Here is a 14,974-nt window from a genome sequence, read left to right as displayed (position 1 = left end):
TTACTTTTTATTTGAATCGGCTGGATCCTCATAAAACACACGGAACTTCGGATCCACGGTGCCGATCTTCAAGTACCTTGCCTTGTAATCTCGAAGCAAGTCGAAAAACTTTTTGCTGAGAATGAGGATAACGACCAAATTGACAAACGTCGGGATGGCGGTTGTAATGTCTGCAAAATACCAGACAATCTTGCCTGGGAGCTCATAATAAACGGCGTACAAAACCATGAGCAATCCTGGTATAGGATAGAGCCATTTGAATGCGGTCAAAGTGACTTGTTTAATGCGGGAATGCCCTTTGCCGGCAAACAGATGCCGAATGATGATTTCATAATACGTATACCAGCCAGTTGTCGTTGTTAAACCGAATAGGAAGACGGAAATGGTCAACACGATCCGTCCCACTTCACCGACACCCGATTCAAACGCAGCCAGTGTCAATGCAGCGCCATCCATGCCGGAGGACCATACGCCTGTAATAATGATCGTCAAAGAAGTCATCGTACAGATGACAATCGTATCAAGAAATACTTCCACAGCTCCCCACATGCCTTGCTTAATCGGATGATCGGTTTTCGCGGTGGAATGAATCATTGGAGAAGTACCCCAGCCTGCTTCGTTACTGTAGACGGCGCGTGATACACCGATACGGATCACCTGGGCAATTGCGGCACCCGTAAAACCGCCCACTGCCGCGGTCCCATTGAACGCGCTGTCAAAAATCAAGCCGAAAACAGGGAGGATGTCGCTGGCGTTCTTGAAAATAATAAACAGGGAGCAGAGTATATAAAAGGCGCCCATGAATGGAATGAGCAGAGCGGCAATTTCACCGATCCGTTTAATCCCTCCATAAATGATCGCGTAAATTAAAATAACGTAAATGAGTGAAGCGGGAATCATCCCCATTGAAAAGGTGGAACTGACCGCCTCGGAAACCGTATAATTTTGCAGCGTGATAATGAAGGTAATAAATATTCCGAAGCCGAAAAGAAAAGCAGGTATTTTCCAGTACTTGAATTTCTTCTCCACGCCAAGGCCTTTTTCCATGTAATATGTAGGACCGCCATATGGATTTCCTTCTTCGTCCGTGTTTCGGTAATGGACGGAGAGAGATACTTCCACCGCTTTTGTAATCATCCCTAATAAGGCCGTAACCCAGAGCCAAAAAACGGCACCCGGCCCGCCAATCGCAATCGCTGTCGCCACCCCTCCAATATTTCCTACACCGATGCTTCCGCCTACCGCTGTACTGACAGCTTGGAAAGGTGTTAAGATTCCTTTTGAGTCTTCCGGCTTGTCCTTTTTTGTGAAAAGTCTTCCAAAAGTAGATTTAAAGATATGAGGCAAGTACATAATTTGAAAAAACTTGCTCCCGATTGTAAAAAAGACACCAACAAATAAAACCGTAAAAATAAGTGGCAGGCCCCACAGCCAATCTGCCACACTCTCTAATAATTTCCCCATAAAAGCCCCTCCTTTTATAATATCTTCTTCTGTTCCCTAACTTGCTAACTTGGAAACTACAAAATTATCAAAACAGTCTAAAATGTTACTATTGAACTTAACAAACAATTTACATATTACATTTGTCCTGTGCCTTACAATGACATTAGACCAGTTATTGAGGAGGACATCAGGACATGCGAATGACAATTGGAAGGAAGTTGTGGTTTGGCTTTACAGCGATCTTGTTTTTACTACTAATCGCAGGAGGAACCGGTATATGGGGATTGACGAAAATTAATTCGGAATACGAGTTTCTTATTGAAGATAAAATACGGAAAGTTATCTTATTTGAGCAATTGCTTTCCGATCAAAATGAAGATGCCAAAAATATTAGAGGATATATTTTATATGGCGAAGATTCCTATGTGGAGAGAAGAAATGAACTGATGGTTTCCATCAAGGAGAAGCTGAAAGAACTGAATCGATTAGTCAAAACGCCAGCAGCCCGAGAATTGCTTGCGGATGTCACGGAAACCTCAAAAAGCTATGAGCAGATCAGCGAACTTATCATCTTGGATGTCCAGCAGGGAAAGATGGACAGTGCCATGAATTTGGCAAAGGAAGGTTCTTATTATCAAGAAGAAATAACGAAGAATCTCTTATTATTGATTGACCATCAAAAAAAACAGCAGGCGAATACAGAGAAGGACGTCAAGCATGTAGTACAGACGACTCGAATCGCTATCATTCTCTTTATCATCTTGTCCGTTCTAGCCAGTGCAGTAATTGCTGGTGCAATCAGTCGGTCGATTACAAAACCGGTCAGTACGTTGACTACAGCTTTTGAAAGAATGGCAACTGGCGATTTCGCAGTAGAACCGCTCAATATCCGGAGTAAAGATGAAATGAGTGTCATGGGAAATAGCTTTAATCGGATGATCAAAGATTTGCAACGAATCATTGCATCTGTCAGAAAGACTTCGACGAAATTATCAATTCAAGCGGAAGAATTATCCGCAAGCGCGGAAGAAAGTCTGGCCGCATCCGAAACCGTCACTTCGATAACGGAGCGGAATTTAAATGTGAGCGATAACCAAATCGCAACTGTCGCTGCATCCAATCAAACTATGGAACAGCTGGCGGAAGGCATTAGCCAGATTACGCAAGATAATGAACGGCTGCAAGCCACTTCCCATTATGTGAAGAACAAAGTGGAGGAAGGGGTCGGCAGTATGGAGCGCTTCCTGAGCCAGATGCAGACGATTCAACAGACTATGGAGCAATCCGCTTCCTTCATTACTGAGATGGCAAGCCATTCGTCTGAAATCAAAAAAGTAACATCCTTCATTACTGCGATTGCGGAACAGACAAATTTATTAGCGCTAAATGCCGCAATAGAAGCTGCGCGGGCAGGAGAACACGGAAAAGGATTTGCTGTCGTAGCAGAGGAAGTTCGGCAGCTGGCTGAGCAATCCAAGACATCGGCAGGAGAAATAAGCAGGATTGTAAACAGAATTACGGTTGATATGGACCAAGCAGTCAGCAGGGTGAAAGAGGGTAACAATCATCTGGGGGAAGGGCAGGAAATCGCAGGTCAAACTCAAAAATTGTTAAAACGAATCGAACAAGCAACGGAAGAGATGGAAGACAGAACAGATGCCATTTCGCTTACAATAAAGCAAACGCATCATTTAAGCGGGCAAGTCATGCAGGCATCGATTACAGTTGGAAATTGGTCGAAACAAGTTGCCGAGGAAGCCCAATCGGCAAGTGCAGCGACAGAGGAGCAGCTTTCAGCAACAGAAGAAATAACAGCGAATGCGCTGCAAGTGGCAGAGCTTGCCGATAGTCTTCAGAGGGAAGTGGAGAAATTTACTATAATGGATTGATTGGGCAATGAGTGTATGTGATGATAATACATTATAGAGAAGAATTCCATCACGCAGAGGTAACGCATCAATGGACGAGCCACTTTCTCCGTAAGGAACTTATTCTGTCAGATGGAAGCTGGAAGAGCTAGCGGTAGCGATGTGCCGTTAGTTTTTTATTTCAACAATAGGGAGGAAAAAGATATGGCACAGTTTAAATATTGTTGGGGGTTGCCTGATAAGGAATGGTTAGAAGAAATTCGACCGCTGCACCAACAGATCTTTCAAAATGCGGATGTGTTTTTTGAGAAAATGAAAGAAAGGGAACATCTGCTGACTATCATTGCGATCGAGGACGGCAGAGCGGTCGGTTATAAAGTCGGTTATGCCTTATCGGATGAGGGGTATTATAGCTGGTACGGCGGCGTGGAGGAAGCCTACCGGGAGAGAGGAATTGCCGGCAGCTTGATGGACCTCCAGCATGATTTGGTGAAGAAGGCAGGGTATCGGACGATTCAGACGAATACCCGCAACAAGTGGAGGGGGATGCTCATCTTGAACATTAAAAAGGGTTTTGACGTGAAAGAAGTGTTTATAGACGAGGAAGGGATCCGGCGGATTGTCTTACGAAAACAGCTGACTGATAACAAATTCTAATGACTAAAGTTAATAAACATCTAATTTCCTTATGAAGAGAGGGGGCGTATACTAAGGAGAGAAGCAGGGGGTATTTACATTGGATTATATTTTACTCTTTTTCATTGGTATTGCTGCGACGACAATCGGCACTTTGGCCGGAGGGGGAGGCTTGATCAGCCTACCGGCCATGCTATTATTGGGGGTGCCGATTCATTCAGCGATCGGGGCAAACAAAGTGTCCAATACGGTCAGTTCGTTTTCCAGCTTTTTCGTTCTATTGAAACATAAACGAATCTCTTTGAGGGAATCGCTTTGGATACTTCCTGTCAGCCTATTGGGGGGTGTCAGTGGAGGGGTTCTGGCGACAAGATTAACAGACCAGCAGCTTTCAATTTTTGCTATCGGTTTATTGGTGTTCGCGTTTGTGACATCCTTCATTGGCAAAGGCGATTTTTCTGGGGATAAAAAATTGACCGTCAATCGGATCAGTGTCCCTGGTCTATATGGAATTGGCATATATGATGGCTTATTTGGCCCGGGACAGGGTACATTAATGCTCTATTTGTTCGGTTATCTCGAGGTTGCCTATATTCGGGCTGTCGGGTATGTTCGGCTCGCCACGTTTTCCAGCTGTTTTGGAGCAGCCATCACGTATATTGCCGCTGGAAAAATCATCTGGCCGCTTACGATTATGCTATTGCTAGGGTCTGTCACAGGAGCGCAACTCGGTGTGCGGCTCGCTGAAAAATTAAAACCGGCCTATGTGAAGCCGATTTTGCGTATCGTAACGGTAGCTTTAATTGTTCAAATCGTATTGGATAGTATTTAGTAGCACTTACTATCGACCAATAGAATATCATGGCATCTTTTTTCAGCGCGTAAACAAAAATCATATTCATTTGTTGTGATGGTTAATAATAGGTACAGTCACTACTCCCATAAGATTTCTAGTATAGTTGATTTCCCTTCTGGCGGTCGTTCGAGATTCATTACAGATTTAAAAAAGACCTTGAAGGAATTGCCTTCAAGGCCCTTTCATAGCTGGATTCCATTAAATCCGAAAACGTACACGCTATTCCTCTTTTAATTCCGAAATAGCAACTTCCGATCGTTCTTCCAAAGACTGGCGTAAATGCACAGTGGCCGTTCGGTCATCTTCGTGCACTTTATCAATCCAGATGGAGACGCCATTGTAACTGACTTCAATATCGTCCGGAGAAGAAACGATTTGCCTTGCACGGGTGCTGTCCATAACTATCCCTCCTGTCATCGACTGTAGTATGGTACGATTATGTTTCGAAATACATCACTTGTATGGCAAGTAGATGAATCGGGTATAGGTAAACAGAAGTACAGGTTCGGAAGTTAAGGTAAAGAAGGTGAAGGCATGATCCGGACAGTAGGGGAAACGTCAGAAGGAAAGCTTTTGTTTGATTTTCAATTGGAAGATATGGCGGATCTATCTTTGGAGTGGTATTGGGTGGACTTCGATCAGCCGACAGCTGAGGAAGCTTCCTTGCTGCATTCCCATTTCCACTTCCATCCTCTGGCGATTGAAGACTGTTTAGGCCGATTGCAGCGGCCCAAGCTTGATTATTATGAAGGCTATACATTTTTTGTGTTGCATTCCATTTGCCATAATGATTTAGTGGCAGAGGAATTGAATCTTTTTCTAGGAGACAGGTTTGTCGTTACCTTTCATTTCGATCGATTGCAGGAGTTGGACAAGGCACGCGAAATGATCAGTAGAAATTCGAAAAAATGGGAACGTGGCCATGTCTATACGGCATACGAGATTATTGATAAGGTAGTCGATCAATACTTCCCCATTTTATATAATATAGAAGATCATTTGGATGAAATTGAAGATCAATTATCACCGCGTAATGTCCATTTGTCCATGGACTACGTGTTTGAAGTGCGAAGTGATCTGCTGCGTTTGCGAAGAACCATTTTTCCAATGCGGGAGCTGCTGTACCGGATGCTTGACTCAGAACGGTTGGATTTCATTCCTCAAGAGCATGCGTATTTCTCAGACATTTATGATCATCTGATCCGGCTGGGTGAAATGATTGACTCGAATAGAGAATTGACCGCCGATATTCGTGACAGTCAATTGTCGATCAATTCGAATCGGATGAATAGCATTATGACCACGCTGACTATTATTTCTTCCATTTTCATTCCGTTGACTTTCATTGCAGGAGTGTATGGAATGAATTTCGATTTTATGCCGGAATTACATTGGCGATATGGGTATCCGATTGTTCTTGTCTTCATGGCAGCCATCGGTTTTTTAATGGGCATCTGGTTCAAGTCGAAAGGTTGGCTTGGATTGGATAAATCATAAATTGAGAAAAAGCTGCATCCCGTTTTTCTGCGGGTTGCAGCTTTTTTGCGTGTCTCTAGGTAGTGAGCTCAAAATATCCGATCTCCTCATATTTAGGGGATTGATCGGGGTGGATGGTGAAAAGTGAAAATCCATCCACTTGGAACGGCACCGCTGTAAATGCTTCTCGGACAATTGGTTTTCCGGCTGCCGTTTTCAGCTTTTTTGCGATCGTAATATGCGGAGTAAAGCGGTTTGCATCTGTTCGTCCCGTTATGTTTTGGCATTGGGAATAAATCGCCTGCTGCAAGGAAGAGAGTGTTGCTGAGTCGTCCGTTCCTAAGTAGACGACGCGAGGACCTTTTGGCGAGCCGAAGTAGGCAAGATGATTAATTTCAAGCTGGAACTTTTTATGTTGCACGGACAGGGATGACAATATTTCTTTCAGTGGCGTGATATGAGAGTCGGGAAGTGCGCCGATGAAAAGAAGTGTCATATGTAAATCCTCTTCGTGTGGCAAGACTTTATACGTATCGGAAAGATGAAACTGAGTCTGAAATGATTCTGCGATCGGCCGGATTGCTGCCGGCGCTTTAATTCCAATAAAATAATGGGCGGACATCATAGAAACCTCCTTCTTCGTCAATGCCTATTATAACCGTTCCTTTTTCCAATAAACATCGGACAACTATCCACAACCCGGGCGAACGCATATAGTAAGGTAGTGGTTTGTACTACTTGAATGGAAGGGGATTTAGTGGAAAAACCGACAAATAAGAAGCTGCAACAGCTTGCTCCGTATACGGTGAACAACTATGGAACGAGGATGACGACTAATCAAGGATTGAGAATTTCCAATGATGAGGACTCCTTAAAAGCAGGTGTCCGAGGACCGACGCTGCTGGAAGACTTTCACCTTCGGGAGAAAATAACTCATTTCGACCACGAGCGGATTCCTGAGAGAGTGGTGCACGCTAGAGGATTTGCTGCACATGGTGAATTTGAATTGCATCATTCCATGAAAGAATTCTCGAAAGCGGGATTTCTCCAAAAGCCCGGATCGAAAACCCCTGTTTTCATACGTTTCTCGACAGTTGTAGGAAGTAAAGGTTCAGCGGATACCGTGAGGGACGTCAGAGGTTTCGCAATCAAGTTTTACACAGACGAAGGGAACTTTGATTTAGTCGGCAATAATATTCCGATCTTCTTTATCCAGGACGCTATTAAGTTTCCAGATCTTGTTCACGCCATCAAACCGGAACCTCATAATGAAATACCGCAAGCTTCATCGGCGCACGATACATTTTGGGACTTTGTCGCAAACAATCAAGAAACGGCCCATATGATCATGTGGCTGATGTCTGACCGGGCCATCCCAAGAAGTTTCCGCATGATGCAAGGTTTCGGTGTCCATACATTCCGGCTTGTGAATGAAGAGGGAAAAGGCAGGTTTGTAAAATTTCATTTGAAACCGGTTTTGGGTGTGCATTCTCTCGTGTGGGATGAGGCGCAGAAAATAGCAGGGAAAGATCCTGACTTTCACCGACGTGACTTATGGGAAGCAATCGAGAGAGGCAATGTCGTTGAGTATGAAATTGGCGTGCAGATGATCAATGAAGAAGATGAATTCATGTTCGGCTTTGATATTTTGGATGCGACTAAGATATGGCCAGAAGAAATTGTGCCCGTTCAAATGTTTGGCAAAATCACACTTAATCAAAATGTAGAAAACGTCTTTGCGGAAACAGAGCAAGTTGCTTTTCATTTAGGAAATGTGGTTCCAGGGATTGATTTTACAAATGATCCGTTATTGCAAGGAAGATTATTCTCCTATTTGGATACACAGCTGCTTAGGCTTGGCGGTCCCAACTTCGTTGAAATCCCGATCAACCGTCCAGTTTGTCCGTTCCATAATAATCAGCGGGATGGCTTCAGCAGGCAGCGGATCGACGTCGGTCAAGTGAGCTATCATAAGAATTCATTAGCAAACAACACACCGTCCACCTCGCCATGGGAGGAAGGCGGGTATGTCCACTACGCTGAGAAGGTAGATGGACGTGTGATTCAAGGGAGAAGTGAATCGTTCGAAGATCATTTTACACAAGCGCGCCTGTTCTGGAATAGCATGACCCCGCCTGAGAAACAACATATTATGAATGCATTCATTTTTGAAGTGAGCAAAGTAAAATCGGAAAGTGTCCGGCAACAAGTGGTCGATATGTTCGTTCATGTCGACGAAGAGCTGGCAAGGCGCCTTGCTGATGCGGTAGGTGTCAGGCAGCCGACAGGACAGCAAGTAAATGTATCGGCATCTTCTCCTGCCTTAAGCCAGGAAAACACGCCGAAATATGCATATAGCTTGAAGACGGGAATCCTCATCGGCAACGACTTCAATGGAGCGGAAGTGAAGGCAGTCGTGAAAGAACTGCTTAAATATGGAGTTGTCGTAGATATTATAAGCGACAAGCTCGGAACCGTTCGAGGGGCGGACGGAGTCGAAGCTGTCGTCAACGCAACCTTCACGACAGCGTCTCCTGTTTTGCTGGATTCCATCTATGTCGTCGGTGGCAAATCGGATGACCAACAGTCGTTCGACCGGCATATTATCGAGTATATTAATGAGACGTATAGGCATTACAAACCGATCGGTGTAGCCTCTACAGGGATAGAGCTCTTCGAAGAATCTGATGCAAAAGAGGGTCCGGGAGTCGTCTTGGATGGCCATCAGGGATTTGCAGACCGTTTTATCCACGCCATTGCCATGCAGCGATTTTGGAACCGTAAAATGTAACTGTTCTTTATGGACGGTTGTTATGCTCCCCGATGTGGTATTGTCCAGCTGTCGTTGGTAGAGATGGTAGTCCTCTGAAGAAATGCGGTGGCAGAGTGGTTTATGCGCGGCTGCCGAGTGTTTGTGCGTGCCTCCTGAGAGTAATGCGCGGCGGTCCAGTACTTATGCGTGTTAAAGCGATTCTGTTCACGAGAGCCCATGTGCCATCATCCGGGGTAAGCGGATAGTGTACGATGCAAGATTAGAGATCGATAATATCCAAACGACCATTCCATTTCAAGATGGAACGGTCGTTTTTGTGTATAATCGTAGGAAAGGAGAGATGGCAAATGATTCGTACAGTATTATTTGATTTAGACGATACACTTTTGTGGGATAAAAAAAGTATTGCAACAGCATTTGAAAACACCTGTAACTATGCGGCAGAAGTAACGGACGTCAATCCGGCGCGTTTGGAGAACTCCGTGCGGCAGACAGCCCGGGAGCTCTATTCTTCCTTTCGTACATATGATTTTACTCAGCAAATTGGCATCAATCCATTTGAAGGGCTATGGGGAACATTTGATGATCCGGGTGAAATGTTTCAATTGATGAAAGAGTGGATCCCTACTTATCAAAAGGAGGCATGGACGAAAGGTTTGTTGATGGAAGGAGTGGAAAGTGCAGAGCTTGGGGCTAAACTGGCAGAGCGTTTCCGTGAAGAACGTATTCGTTCTCCCTTTGTCTATGAGGAGACGTTTGCTGTTTTGGATCAATTAAAGGGTTCCTATGAGCTTGTTTTGATTACAAATGGTTCACCATCCTTACAGCAGCAGAAGCTGACGATTACACCGGAGCTTGCTCCTTATTTTAATCATATCGTTATTTCGGGCGCTGTCGGCAAGGGCAAGCCGGATCGTGCCATTTTCCAATACGTTTTGGATCAAATCGGCCGTACTCCAAGCGAGTGTATCATGGTTGGGGATAACCATATGACGGATATTCTTGGTGCAATCGGAATCGGAATGAAATCTGTCTGGATCAATCGTGAAGAGAAGTCGCCGCATCCTGATATTCATCCTACCTATGAAATCGATCATTTGGAAAAATTGTTTCTTATTCTGGACGAATTGAATGCAGTAACAAATTAATGATAATGGGATCGGTTGATGGGGAGAAAACAATAAAAAACACGGCATTTGGGGACACAATTCGCATATGAATTGGTGTCCCCATTTTTGTTGTTATATCAACCTTGTAACGAATAATAGCAACTAACGACTAATTGAGAAAGGAGAGAGGAATGTTTTGATATGAAACGAGTGATTATTTTTACACTGTTAAGTCTTAGTTTATTTATTTTAGGTTGTGCAAACAGTAGCACTAATAGTGATTTTATTGAAAACTACAAACTGAATAATGGTGATTATAATTCAGTTCAAGTAACAATAGATGGAGTTATGGTCTTAGAATCTAACGACAAATCAAAGATTAAAGAAATTATTAAAGAAATAAATACTAGCAAGAGAGAGAGTGCACAAGAAATAGAGTTTGAAAATCCTCCAGAAGGGCTGATTACACTAATAGGTAAAAATGAAGTGAAAATATCATTTTTTAAAGAATCTAGAAAAGCTCTTTATGGAGATTATTACATTCATACAGACTTTGAATTTCAATAAATTTATTGAGCTAACGGGTTTAGTTCAATAAGGATAGTAGAAATTATGCTAACAGCACTCAGATTCCTGAGTGCTGTGAATTGTTTTCATATGGCTATTCCACTGTTAAAAAATGTGCTAATTTACCTGCCATTTGCGATGTTAATTGCACTTTTCTCCCCATCAACTCAACCCGTTACTTAAATGGGCTCTTCTTATTTTTACAAATCAATCGCCTTTACTTCGAATATATCTTCCAACGACTCAAGTCGTTCTACTTCATCCGGTTTCACATGATTATCCACTGCCAGCATCATGATGGCGTTCCCGCCGATTGTTTGACGCCCGACTTGCATCGTGGCAATGTTAATATTTTCAGCTGCCAGTAATGTGCCAACCCGTCCGATCGCTCCTGGCTGGTCTTTATGTTTGATGAGTAGCAGATGGCCGTCGGGTACAACGTCTACCGCATAGTCTTCCACCTTGACGATTCTTGCGCCAAGACCATTCAGCAACGTGCCCGCCACTTTATGGGATGTGCCTTTTGTTTTGATTTCAATGGAAATTAAATGAAGAAATCCTTTTGTTGCTGTCGTTTTATGTTCAGTTACATGGATGCCCAGACGTTCTGCATGCAGCCTTGCATTCACCTCATTCACATGGATACCAAGATTTCGCTTCAATAAGCCTTTGACGACATTGCGTGTGAGTGGCCGCACATCATACGTAGCAAGTTCTCCTGCATACGCGATGTTCACTTCTTCAATTGCCTCGTCACATACTCTTGATAGGAATACGCCAAGCTTTTCTGCCAAGCTGTAAAATGGTTCGATCTTCGATAGCACTTCTTTTGGAACTGCAGGTAAATTCACCGGATTCTTCACAGGTTCGCCGGAAAAATAACGGAGAACGTCCTGGCTCACATCGACTGCGACACTTTCTTGAGCTTCTACCGTACTTGCCCCGAGATGAGGGGTCGCAATCACTTGTGGCAATGTCAGGAGCTTATGATCGACGAACGGCTCGGTTTCGAACACATCCAATGCGGCGCCTGCTACTTTGCCAGAAATAATGGCATCATACAATACGTCCTCATCAATGATACCGCCTCTAGCACAGTTGATCAGCTGTACTCCATCTTTCATTTTGGCAAAGGCTTTTTCGTCCAATAAATGGTGAGTTTCCTTCAATAATGGCGTATGGATCGTGATGAAATCGGCACATGCTAACACTTCATCCAATGTTCCATAGCCTATCCCTAACTTTGTCGCTCTTTCCTCTGTCAAGAATGGATCGTAGGCGATGACATTCATCCGCTGGCCTTTTGCACGATTGGCCACTTCAATGCCGATTCGTCCCAGTCCAATAATGCCAAGCGTCTTATTTTTCAGTTCCACTCCGACAAACGATTTACGATCCCAAACACCATTTTTCAAAGAGAGATAGGCCTGTGGGATATTTCGGGCGAGAGCCGACAGCATGGCGATGGTATGCTCTGCTGCGGAATTCGTATTGCCATCTGGTGCATTTACGACGATGATGCCGTTTTCGGTGGCGGCATCCAAATCGATATTGTCCACCCCGACACCAGCCCGGCCAATAATTTTCAATCGCTTTCCTGCTTCCAGCAGCTCCCTCGTCACTTGGGTCTGGCTTCGGACAATAAGCCCGTCGAAGTCTTGGATGATTTTCAATAATTCGGAAGCGGTTCGTTCAGTATCGACCACCACTTCAAATTGTTCATTTTGTCTAAGTGGCTGCAAGCCGTCCTCGCTAATCGGATCTGCAATTAAAATTCTGTATGTCATCATTTTGTTCCCCTTTCCACATAGATCTGTTGAGCAGCCGCAATACCTTTGCCCAATTCAATTTGTTTTCCTATTTTCAATAACGCAATTTCCACAAGACCGATTGCTTGGATTACATCTGCCGGAGAGCAATAGCCCATATGGCCGATCCGGAAAATTTCGCCTTTCAAATGTCCCTGGCCGCCTGCAATTGACATGCGGAAGTCATTCTTCAACACTTTCCTGAATTCCTCCGCATCGAAGTCATCCGGACGAACGGCGGTTACGGTCGGAGAGGCGTCTTGATCGGACGTCAGCAACGGAATGTGATGAACCTCAAACGCTGCTCTTGTCATGTCCATCAGTAATGAATGGCGGTTATAAACATTTTCCAATCCTTCCTGCTCCATTAGATTCAATGCCTGATTGAGTCCGAACAACAAGGAGAGCGCAGGAGTAAAAGGTGTTGTATTCTTCTCCAGGTTCGTTCGATATTTAATCAAATCAAAGTAGAAACCGCGATTCGGGTTGGCTTGAATTCGTTCGAATGCTCGCTCGCTCATTGCAACAAAAGCGAGTCCTGCAGGGAGCATGAGCGCTTTTTGGGATCCTGTCACCAAAATGTCGATGCCCCATTCATCCAATTTGGCAGGCACACCGCCAACGCAAGAAACGCCGTCCACGATGAAAAGTGCATTAGATACCGAACGAATTCCTTTAGCCAATTCATCAATTGGATTTAAAACGCCAGTCGATGTTTCGCAATAAGTTGCGAACACTGTGGAAATCTCCTTATGCCGTTCCAGGATTTGAGTGACTTCTTTTGGATCCACTGCTTTTCCCCATTCCACCTGAAGCTGATGAACTCGGATGCCATAGGCTTCGCAAATATCAACAAAGCGTGCACCGAAAGCACCGGTTACAATGACGAGCACTTCATCCAGTGGGCGCACTGCATTGACAACAGCGGCTTCAAGAGCGGCCGTACCGCTGCCTGCCAAAATGACAACGTCCTGGTTCGTGCCGAAAATAGGCTGTAGTTTTGGTTGAATCGAACGAATCAAATCAGATGTCTCGGAACTGCGGTGACCTACCATCGGTATATTCATGGCCCGTTCCACACTTGGTGGAATTGGGGTAGGTCCTGGGATACGTAAAATGGTTTGATCTGCTAACATGTCATTTTCCTCCTCGTTTTTGAAAAAATAAAAAGCCTTCCGCCCCTTACGCTGTAACGTAAAGGGGCGAAAAGCTGCTAAAGCTGAACGCGGTACCACCCTGATTCACTGTGAATAACACAGTCTCTAATGCGTAACGTGCATGAAGCGGATGAACCTACTGGTATTTCAGTCCATCGATTCCGGAGTGCTATCCTTCAAGGGAAACGCTGATTTTCACCACCCATCAGCTCTCTGAAGATTCCTGTTTGAAGCACGTATCTCCTTCACCATCTTTTTTCTATAGAATTGACAAAATAAAAAGCCTTCCACCCCCTGCAAAATTAATTGCAAGGGGCGAAAAGCTGTATTTACGCGGTGCCACCCTTGTTCACTGCCGCGAGGGCAGTCTTCGTTGCATGCGTAACGTGCATGACCGGGTGTCCCTACTGCTAAAAAGGTTCAGGTTACCTACTCGGAAGTGCTGCTAATACAATGGAACCACTGATTCTCACCACCCATCAGCTCTCTTGAGATCCCAATTTGCATCGCTTGTCTTCGTCTTCGTATCTGTGAATTAAATTAAACACATCTTACTCAAAGAAAAAAAGTTTGTCAACGTTTTTTTTCTGAACGAATAAAATCACAGTTCCCACACAATATAACATGGACACCAAAGAATTGGAGAAAACGCTAACGAAAAGAGGAGAAATAAATGGGTATTTTAAGTGGAAATCCAAAAGAAGAGCCAATGCATTATGGCGAAGTCATCGGATGTTGGGCATATGTCGGCGCGAATAAAGGTTTGATCAGCGGGTATGAGGCATTTATCAATCATGCTGGTGATGAAGAACTGAAAGAGCTATTAAGAGAATCCGTTGAGACGATGAAAGAGCAGAACAGAAAAGTGGAGGAAGTATTAAAGGAAAATGGAGTGACTCCGCCTCCAACCTTGCCGGAAAGAGCCGTTGCTAATACGGACGACATCCCCGCAGGCGCCCGTTTTTCCGATGCGGAAATTGCAGGAGCCATCTCAATCAACGTGGGTCAAGCCCTTGTATCCTGCAGCCAGGTGATCGGTCAATGTTTGCGTGAAGACATTGCCATGATGTTTGCCAAATTCCACGCGGACAAGCTGATGTTCGGCAGCAAACTGCTCCGTTTGAACAAGGAAAAAGGGTGGATTATTCCGCCGCCGCCATTACACAAGTCTGGACAATAAAAAGATGGAGCCGGGGAACTTCCCGGCTTTTTTTCGTGATTCGAAACTTCAGAAGAATATGGTAAAATGAAAAGGAAGTGATTCGAAGGGGGAATAAT

13 protein-coding genes and 2 other annotated features are annotated in these 14,974 nt (G+C 44.4%); of the genes, 8 read left to right on the top strand and 5 right to left on the bottom strand.

The window, feature by feature from the left end:
• Complete coding sequence (locus ACSW3C_RS02655; RefSeq protein WP_486560734.1) at positions 1-1,464, bottom strand: alanine/glycine:cation symporter family protein; 1,464 nt, start codon at positions 1,462-1,464, stop codon at positions 1-3.
• Between the two features lie 176 nt (positions 1,465-1,640).
• Here ACSW3C_RS02655 and ACSW3C_RS02650 point away from each other — a divergent pair, with 176 nt between their 5' ends.
• The 3 genes from ACSW3C_RS02650 to ACSW3C_RS02640 all read left to right on the top strand — a co-directional run bounded on the left by ACSW3C_RS02650 (position 1,641) and on the right by ACSW3C_RS02640 (position 4,782).
• Complete coding sequence (locus ACSW3C_RS02650; RefSeq protein ID WP_486560733.1) at positions 1,641-3,335, top strand: methyl-accepting chemotaxis protein; 1,695 nt, start codon at positions 1,641-1,643, stop codon at positions 3,333-3,335.
• Positions 3,336-3,518: 183 nt separating this feature from the next.
• Positions 3,519-3,971, top strand: a complete 453-nt coding sequence (locus ACSW3C_RS02645; RefSeq protein ID WP_486560732.1) for a GNAT family N-acetyltransferase — start codon at positions 3,519-3,521, stop codon at positions 3,969-3,971.
• Positions 3,972-4,050: 79 nt separating this feature from the next.
• The gene (locus ACSW3C_RS02640; RefSeq protein ID WP_486560731.1) at positions 4,051-4,782 is read left to right on the top strand and encodes a sulfite exporter TauE/SafE family protein; all 732 of its coding nucleotides are present in this window, start codon (positions 4,051-4,053) and stop codon (positions 4,780-4,782) included.
• Positions 4,783-5,025: 243 nt separating this feature from the next.
• Here the strand turns inward: ACSW3C_RS02640 and ACSW3C_RS02635 are convergent, their stop codons facing one another.
• Entirely contained in the window at positions 5,026-5,205 is a 180-nt protein-coding gene (locus ACSW3C_RS02635; RefSeq protein ID WP_184207652.1) for an H-type small acid-soluble spore protein, read from the bottom strand.
• A 135-nt stretch (positions 5,206-5,340) separates the two neighbouring features.
• Here ACSW3C_RS02635 and corA point away from each other — a divergent pair, with 135 nt between their 5' ends.
• Positions 5,341-6,303 (top strand): magnesium/cobalt transporter CorA, encoded by a 963-nt coding sequence (gene corA / locus ACSW3C_RS02630; RefSeq protein WP_486560729.1) that lies wholly within the window; start codon positions 5,341-5,343, stop codon positions 6,301-6,303.
• Positions 6,304-6,358: 55 nt separating this feature from the next.
• Here corA and thpR read toward each other — a convergent pair whose 3' ends face one another.
• Entirely contained in the window at positions 6,359-6,904 is a 546-nt protein-coding gene (gene thpR, locus ACSW3C_RS02625; protein WP_486560728.1) for an RNA 2',3'-cyclic phosphodiesterase, read from the bottom strand.
• A gap of 120 nt (positions 6,905-7,024) precedes the next feature.
• On the opposite strand from thpR, the gene ACSW3C_RS02620 reads away from it, so the two are divergent.
• The 3 genes from ACSW3C_RS02620 (at position 7,025) to ACSW3C_RS02610 (ending at position 10,731) form a co-directional block, all read left to right on the top strand.
• Positions 7,025-9,073 carry a catalase gene (locus ACSW3C_RS02620; protein WP_486560727.1) on the top strand — a complete coding sequence of 683 codons (2,049 nt, stop codon included), beginning with the start codon at positions 7,025-7,027 and terminating at the stop codon, positions 9,071-9,073.
• Positions 9,074-9,402: 329 nt separating this feature from the next.
• Positions 9,403-10,203 carry an HAD family hydrolase gene (locus ACSW3C_RS02615; RefSeq protein ID WP_486560726.1) on the top strand — a complete coding sequence of 267 codons (801 nt, stop codon included), beginning with the start codon at positions 9,403-9,405 and terminating at the stop codon, positions 10,201-10,203.
• 162 nt (positions 10,204-10,365) lie between these two features.
• Positions 10,366-10,731 carry a hypothetical protein gene (locus tag ACSW3C_RS02610; RefSeq protein ID WP_486560725.1) on the top strand — a complete coding sequence of 122 codons (366 nt, stop codon included), beginning with the start codon at positions 10,366-10,368 and terminating at the stop codon, positions 10,729-10,731.
• Between the two features lie 200 nt (positions 10,732-10,931).
• Here the strand turns inward: ACSW3C_RS02610 and serA are convergent, their stop codons facing one another.
• Complete coding sequence (serA, locus tag ACSW3C_RS02605; RefSeq protein ID WP_486560724.1) at positions 10,932-12,518, bottom strand: phosphoglycerate dehydrogenase; 1,587 nt, start codon at positions 12,516-12,518, stop codon at positions 10,932-10,934.
• The gene (locus tag ACSW3C_RS02600; protein WP_486560723.1) at positions 12,518-13,675 is read right to left on the bottom strand and encodes a pyridoxal-phosphate-dependent aminotransferase family protein; all 1,158 of its coding nucleotides are present in this window, start codon (positions 13,673-13,675) and stop codon (positions 12,518-12,520) included. Before ACSW3C_RS02600 ends, serA begins: the two co-directional genes overlap by 1 nt.
• Before the next feature lie 59 nt (positions 13,676-13,734).
• Positions 13,735-13,954, bottom strand: a binding site (T-box leader).
• A 50-nt stretch (positions 13,955-14,004) separates the two neighbouring features.
• Positions 14,005-14,228: a binding site (T-box leader), on the bottom strand.
• 141 nt (positions 14,229-14,369) lie between these two features.
• Here ACSW3C_RS02600 and ACSW3C_RS02595 point away from each other — a divergent pair.
• Complete coding sequence (locus ACSW3C_RS02595) at positions 14,370-14,876, top strand: DUF3231 family protein (RefSeq protein ID WP_486560722.1); 507 nt, start codon at positions 14,370-14,372, stop codon at positions 14,874-14,876.
• The last annotated feature ends 98 nt before the right edge of the window (positions 14,877-14,974 follow it).

The organism is Sporosarcina sp. AD_1 (assembly GCF_057373025.1).
The sequence above is the reverse complement of the archived record's forward strand: the minus strand, read 5'-3'. Positions and strand labels throughout refer to the sequence as shown.